Genomic DNA, 6,268 nt, shown 5'->3' on the forward strand with positions numbered 1-6,268 from the left:
AGTAGCAGGGCCAGCATGATGGCCTTCAGCAGCAAATCCCTGCACCAGATCATAGTGTTCCCCCAGTTTTCATGTTGACAAGTTTATCATTGACATGCCCGGCCATGTTGAGTTTCTGGCATGGTAGCCTGGCCGGCCGGCGTCTGTGCCGTGAAGGCGGCGGCGGCCTCGATGGCGTGCGCCAGCGCCTGTTCCAGTGCATCGAGCGCGGCGGCCGCGTCGTCGCCCGTGTGCAGCAGCTGTTCCGCATGCCGGGCTGCATGCAGGGTGGCGGGCAGGGCCAGGCTGCCGGCCACTCCGGCCAGCTGGTGCGCCAGCGCGGCCGCGTCGTCGCGTGCATTGGCCGCCAGCAGCGCGCGCATGGCGCCGACCGTGTTGCTGTAGGTGTCGCCAAAGCGCGACAGGTTCTGGCGGTAGGGCGCTTCATCGAGCCACTGTGCCATCCCTTGCGCCACGTCGATCGCGGACGCCGCGCCGCCAGGCAGCACGGGCATCGCCATGTCGGCCACGACCGGCGGCAGGGCTGGCAAGCCTTGCGCATGGCGCCGGTGCTCGCGCGCGACCAAGGCGATGGTCTGCGGCACGTCGAACGGTTTGCTGATGAAATGGTTGACGCCCGCTTCCAGTGCCGCCGTGCGCTGCGTCTGGAAGGCGCCGGCCGTCAGCGCCACCACGGGCAAATCCTGAAACTGCGGCAACTGGCGCAGCGCGCGCGTCGCCTGCAAGCCATCCATGACGGGCATCTGCACGTCCATCAGCACGATGTCGACGTCGTCAGGGTGGGCCAGCAGCCAGTCCAGCGCCTGCTGGCCATCGCAGGCGAACGAGGGCAAGGCGCCCTGGTCGCACAGGATGTGCCTGACCACGTCGCGGTTGATCTCGCTGTCGTCGACCACCAGCACCCGCACGCCAGCCAGCTGGCGCTCTTCCAGCGGCACCAGACTGGCGTCCAGGCCGGCGGCCATGGCGCGCTGCTGGCGCGCCTCCATCGTCGCGTTGTACAGGCTCGTAGCGGTCACCGGTTCGTTGAGGATGGCATCGGCGGCATTGGCCGGGTCGGTACCGCGCCGCGCGGGTGACGTCGCCGGCGCGCCGCTGGCGGCCAGGATGACGACGGGGCAGTCCTGCGGCGGCAAGTATTCGCGCAGCGCGCGCGCCGCGGCTTCCCCTTCCATGTCGGGCATGCGCGCGGCCAGCAACACCACGCCGGGGCGCGCGTCGTCGGCGCAGGCCAGCGCATAGTCGAGCGCCGCCTGGCCGCCGGACACGGCATGCACGTGCCAGCCCAGGCCGCGCGCCACGGCGGCCACCGCCTCGCGCGTGCCGGCCTTGCCATCGGCCAGCAAGACGCGCATGCCCTGCATGCCCTGCATGCCGGGCGAGGACGGGGCTTTGGTGTGCATCAGTTGCACCGGCACCGTGAAACTGAAGGCGCTGCCCTGGCCCAGCGCGCTTTGCAGGTGCAGGGTGCCGCCCATCAGGCGCACCAGCTGGCGGCAGATGGTCAGGCCCAGGCCCGTGCCGCCGAAGCGGCGCGTGGTCGAGCTGTCGGCCTGGGCGAAGGCGGAAAAGATCGCCTCCTGCACTTCCGGGGCGATGCCGATGCCCGTGTCGCGCACGCAAAAACGCAGTACGGCGGCGTCGCCGTCGCGGCTCTCCAGCGTCGTCAGCAGCTCGACCGTGCCTTGCGGCGTGAATTTGATGGCATTGCTGCCCAGGTTGACCAGCACTTGTTCCAGCCGCAGCGCGTCGCCGAGCACGTGGTCGATGCCGTCGGGCAGCGGGCCGATCCGCACCTCGACCGGTTTGTCGTGCGCGGCCACGCCCATGCTGGCGGCGGTCTTCTCGATCACCTCGGCCAGGCGGAACGGCGCCTGCTCGATGGTCATGTGGCCCGCCTCGATTTTCGACACGTCCAGCACGTCGTTGATGATGCCCAGCAGGGACTGGCCGGCGGCGCGGATCTTGCGCGTCATCAGCAGCCCTTCTTCGTCCTGGCTGCCCCTTTCCAGCAGCCAGGCCATGCCGAGGATGGCGTTCAGCGGCGAGCGGATTTCATGGCTCATGTTGGCGAGGAATTCCGCCTTGCTGCGGTTGGCCGCTTCGGCCCCGTCGCGCGCCAGCAGCATGGCCGCCTCGGCCTGCTTTTGCGCGGAAATATCCTGGGCAAAGATCAGGGTGGCCGGTCCATCCTTGAGCATCACGCGCGTGCTGGTCTTGAGGATGGGCACGGGCCGGCCCTGCTTGTCCACGCCGACGGCTTCAAACATCTGTTCGCTGGCCGAATCGGCCTCGATCAGCGCTTCGTTGCTTGCCAGCGCCACTTGCGAGGCGGCCGTGAGCATGCTGCGCCAGGCCAGGCCGCTCAGGTCATCCTCGGGGGCATAGCCATGCAGGTGGCGGTAGCGGGGATTGGAATACACGAAGCGTCCATGGCGCAGGATGGCGATGGCGACGGGCGCATCTTCGATCAGGGTGCGAAAGCGCGTTTCGCTGTCGGACACGGCTTGCATGGCCTGGCGCTCCCTTTCCTGTTCCACCTGCCAGGCGGCTTGCTGCCGGCGCCGCCGCTGGCTCCAGAACAGCAGGCTGGCGCCGGCCAGCGCCAGCATGGCAAAGCCGAGGATGTAGCTCAGCGCCTGCCGCCGCAGCGGGGCGGCGATGGCCGCTTCTTCGCGGCTCAAGCCGATGATCAGTGCGCGGTCCATGCGCAGCGCGGCGGGGGCGATGGTCGCCATCGCCATGACGCGGGGGGAGGCGGCGGCGCCGGCAATCTCGACGCCGTTCAGCACGCCCGCCTGAAAGCCGCTGTCGCGGAAGCGCCGCAGGAAGCTGCCGGGCAGGTCCACATTGCCGCCATTCGCGCTTCTGGCCGGATAGTTGAGGAATTGCCGGCCGTCGCCATGCACGACGACGGCCCAGACATCGGCCGCATACATGGCGGTGCGGAACTTGGCCGTGAAGTATTCGGGGTCGAAGGTGGCCACCACGACGCCGGCAAAGCGGCCTTGCCGGTCCTGCACCATGCGCGCCGCCGTGATGACCAGGTCGCGCTTGAAGGACAGGAAAGGCGCCGAGATGTACAGCATGCGCGCATCGGGCGCGTCGCGCGCCGTCTGGAAGTAGCCGCGGCGCGAAAAGTCCTGGCCGGCCAGTTCCGGGATGTTGGTGGCGACCGGCTTGCCATTCGCGTCGATGACCAGCATGGTGCGCACGCCCGGCATGGCGTCGACCAGCGCGGCCAGGCGCCGGGGCAGGGCTAGCCCGGCGTCGGCAGCGGCACCGGCGCCAAGGTAGTCGCGGATCACGCCGTCAAGCACCAGGTTGGTCGCCGCCAGGTCGACTTCGATGTTTTTTGCCAGCAGCGCCGTCAGCACGCTGAGCCGCTCGCGTTCGGCCGCGTCATGCCGCAAAACTTCAGAAAGGTGGGCGTAGGCGAGGGCGGCGGCCATGATCAGCAGCCCGAGGAGGAAAAACAGCCATTCGATCAATCGTCTGCGCACTGCCGCCGCATCTGGGTGGAGGTTCATGTGGCGATGCTATACCCGATATGCACGAAGAACAACTTTTGCGCGCGACTATGCAGTTGATAGTGTGGTCAATTTGCCGCCCAGCGGCAGGTGCAGGCGGAAGACGGCGCCGCGGCCCGGCGCGGAGGTCACGCCGATGCGCCCGCCCATCAGGGTGACGAGCTGGCGCGCGATGGCCAGGCCCATGCCGGCGCCGCCATGGGCGCGGCTCGGCGAGTCGTCGGCCTGCGAGAAGTTGTCGAAGATGTCGCCCTGCCGCGCCTGCGCGATGCCGATGCCCGTATCGCGCACCTCGATCTGCAGCTCGTCGCCGCTGTGCATGACGTGCACGTCGACCCGTCCGGCGACCGTGTAGCGGATGGCGTTGTCGAGCAGGATATCGAGCACGCGCACCAGGCGGACGCGGTCGCAATCGATGCCGGGCGGCGTGGCGGGGGCGACTTGCGCGGCCAGCTGCAAGCCCTTGTGCGCCGCGCGCGGCCGGTGCGGCGCCAGCGCCAGTTCCAGCAGCTGTTCCAGGGACGCGGCGCCCGGCGCCAGCCGCACCTGCTCGTGCTCGAGCGCGCTCAATTCCATCGCCGCCTCGACCATGGACAGCAACTGGCGGCCGCAGTCGTGTATCGTTTGCGCGTAGGCGGCTTGCTCCGGCTCGCGCAACTGTTCCTGCAGCAGCTCGGAGAAACCGAGGATGCCGTTGAGGGGCGTGCGCAATTCATGCGACATGTTCGACAGGAAGCGCGACTTGGCCTCGCTGGCGGCGATGGCCCTGGCGCGGCTGTCGACCAGGCGGCCGATCAGCAGCACCAGCGCGGCCCACGACAGCACGATCAGCGCGCTCGTGATGGCCGCCATCAGCAAGGCCTGGTCGCGGCGCGAAAAGTAGTCGGCCAATATGGTGTCGCGGTCCAGGCCGACCAGCACGTAGAGCGGGTAGCCGGCCAGTTTTTCGAACGCATACAGGCGCAGCGTGCCATCGACGGGACTGCGCTCGGTGAAACTGCCGCGCGCGCCGCCACGCATCAGGGCAAATACCTTGCTGTCGCCGACCTCCTGGCCGATGGTGTTGACGGCGCCGACCCGGCGCGCGCGCACCACGCCGTCGCTGCCGACGAGCGCGATGGAGCTGTTCTCGCCCAGGTCGACTTCATCGTACAGGCGCGTAAAGTAATACGGGTCCATCGAGACCACCACGACGCCCTTGAAGCGGCCATCGGCGTGGTTGATGCGGCGCGTCATCTGGAGCGACCATTTTTTTGACACGCGGCCCAGCACCGGCTTGCTGATATACAGTTCGCCGCTGTCGCGCTGCATGTGTACCCGGATGTGCTCGCGGTCGGCCAGATTGGTCGGCTGGAAGGGGCGGCTCGACAGCACCGTGTCGCCGTGTTCGTCGATGATGCTGAACAGGTTGTACAGGGGACCGGGATTGAGGCCTTGCCGCAGATCCGCCACGATGTCGAGGCGGTTGCCCAGCGCCTGGTAGCGGCTGCGCAGGTAGGTGGCCGCCTGGTCCGCCGCCTCGATCGTGCGGATTGCGTGCTCGTCGAAGACGCGCGCCATGCTGCGCGCATCGCGCCCGGCGCCGGCGATGGCGGCGTCATAGGCGTGCCGCAGTTGCAGCACGGTGATGCTCCACAGCCCCGCCAGCAGGATGGCCATGAAGAGCGACAGCAGGGTGCGCGCATCCCAGCGCTCCCAGGCCACGGCCTTGCCATCTGTGTGCTGCCGCATGCCGCCTCCGCAAGGTCTGCCAGCTCTGTCGTTGTGCGCGAATGTCCGGCGTCACCGGCGCGTGATGTATTAATATGTATCAATTATAGCGAATATAATTGATTTTATCGAATAAAATGATTTTTATGTGGGAAGTGTTGTATCGGACGCCGGCCCGGGCGGCTGGCGTGTCAGCCAGCGCTCGACCATGTCGCGCAGCTGGGCGGCCGTGAAGGGTTTGGACAGGTAATCGTCCATGCCGGCCGCCACGCAGCGCTGGCGGTCGTCGTCGGTGACGCCGGCCGTGAGGGCGATGACGGGCAGGCGCGCCGCGCCGCTGGCCGCTTCGCGCGCGCGCAGGGCTTCACACGCCTGGTAGCCGTCCATGACGGGCATCATGCAATCCATCAGGACCAGGTCGTATGGCTGCGCGGCCAGCGCTTGCAGGCCCAGCGCGCCGTTCTCCGCCGTGTCGATGCTGTAGCCGCGGCCGGCCAGCTGCAGGCACACGAGCTGGCGGTTCAGCGCCGTGTCCTCGACCAGCAGGATGCGCGCGCCCGGTTCCGGGGCGGGTGCGGGTAGGGAGGCCGCTTCCTCGCCCGGCTGCGGCGCCATGGCCGCGCCGCGCTCCTGGCCCCCGTTCATGCCTGTGCCCCCGTGTAGTCAAGCATGCTGCGGCGTACCTCCCGCTCCACTTCTCCGACCAGCGCCGCCGTTTCGGCCAGCCAGCCCGGTGCCGCCACGCCCTGGTGGCGCACCAGCTGTTCGAGTTCCGCCAGGCGTGCCACCAGGGCGCTGGCGCCCAGCAGGGCGACGGTGCCGCGCAAGGTATGGCAGCTGTGCACGATGGCTTGCGCCGCGCCGCCGCGCACGGCCTGCTCGACGCGCGCAAGCATGGCCGGCGACGTGTCGAGGTAAGTCTGCGACAGGGCGCGGAACATCTCCAGGTCGTGGCCGGTGGCGTGGAACAGCACGGCAGGATCGATGTGGCGATAGGCTGGCATGGCGGCTCCGTGACGAAGGGGGAG

At 68.5% G+C, this 6,268-nt stretch carries 4 protein-coding genes; all 4 read right to left on the minus strand.

The genetic code is table 11. The features are described from left to right. Positions 1-86: 86 nt before the first annotated feature. A complete protein-coding gene (locus HWE17_RS22735; protein WP_176390336.1) occupies positions 87-3,530 on the minus strand; it encodes a response regulator in 3,444 nt (1,147 codons plus the stop codon). 48 nt (positions 3,531-3,578) lie between these two features. Further along, complete coding sequence (locus HWE17_RS22740; RefSeq protein ID WP_217916856.1) at positions 3,579-5,261, minus strand: ATP-binding protein; 1,683 nt, start codon at positions 5,259-5,261, stop codon at positions 3,579-3,581. A 123-nt stretch (positions 5,262-5,384) separates the two neighbouring features. Next, positions 5,385-5,885: a response regulator gene (locus tag HWE17_RS22745; RefSeq protein WP_255206360.1), complete on the minus strand. Its 501-nt coding sequence runs from the start codon at positions 5,883-5,885 to the stop codon at positions 5,385-5,387. After that, the coding region (locus tag HWE17_RS22750) for an Hpt domain-containing protein (RefSeq protein WP_217916857.1) at positions 5,882-6,268 on the minus strand (387 nt) is incomplete at its 5' end. The genes HWE17_RS22750 and HWE17_RS22745, both read right to left, overlap by 4 nt.

Source organism: Janthinobacterium sp. BJB401, assembly GCF_013372745.1.
Classification (GTDB): domain Bacteria; phylum Pseudomonadota; class Gammaproteobacteria; order Burkholderiales; family Burkholderiaceae_D; genus Janthinobacterium; species Janthinobacterium rivuli.

Coding starts and splice junctions, on each gene's coding strand:
- HWE17_RS22745 (WP_255206360.1), bottom strand. CDS start 5,885: ATGAACGGGGGCCAGGAGCGCGGCGCGGCCATGGCGCCGCAGCCGGGC.
- HWE17_RS22735 (WP_176390336.1), bottom strand. CDS start 3,530: ATGAACCTCCACCCAGATGCGGCGGCAGTGCGCAGACGATTGATCGAA.
- HWE17_RS22740 (WP_217916856.1), bottom strand. CDS start 5,261: ATGCGGCAGCACACAGATGGCAAGGCCGTGGCCTGGGAGCGCTGGGAT.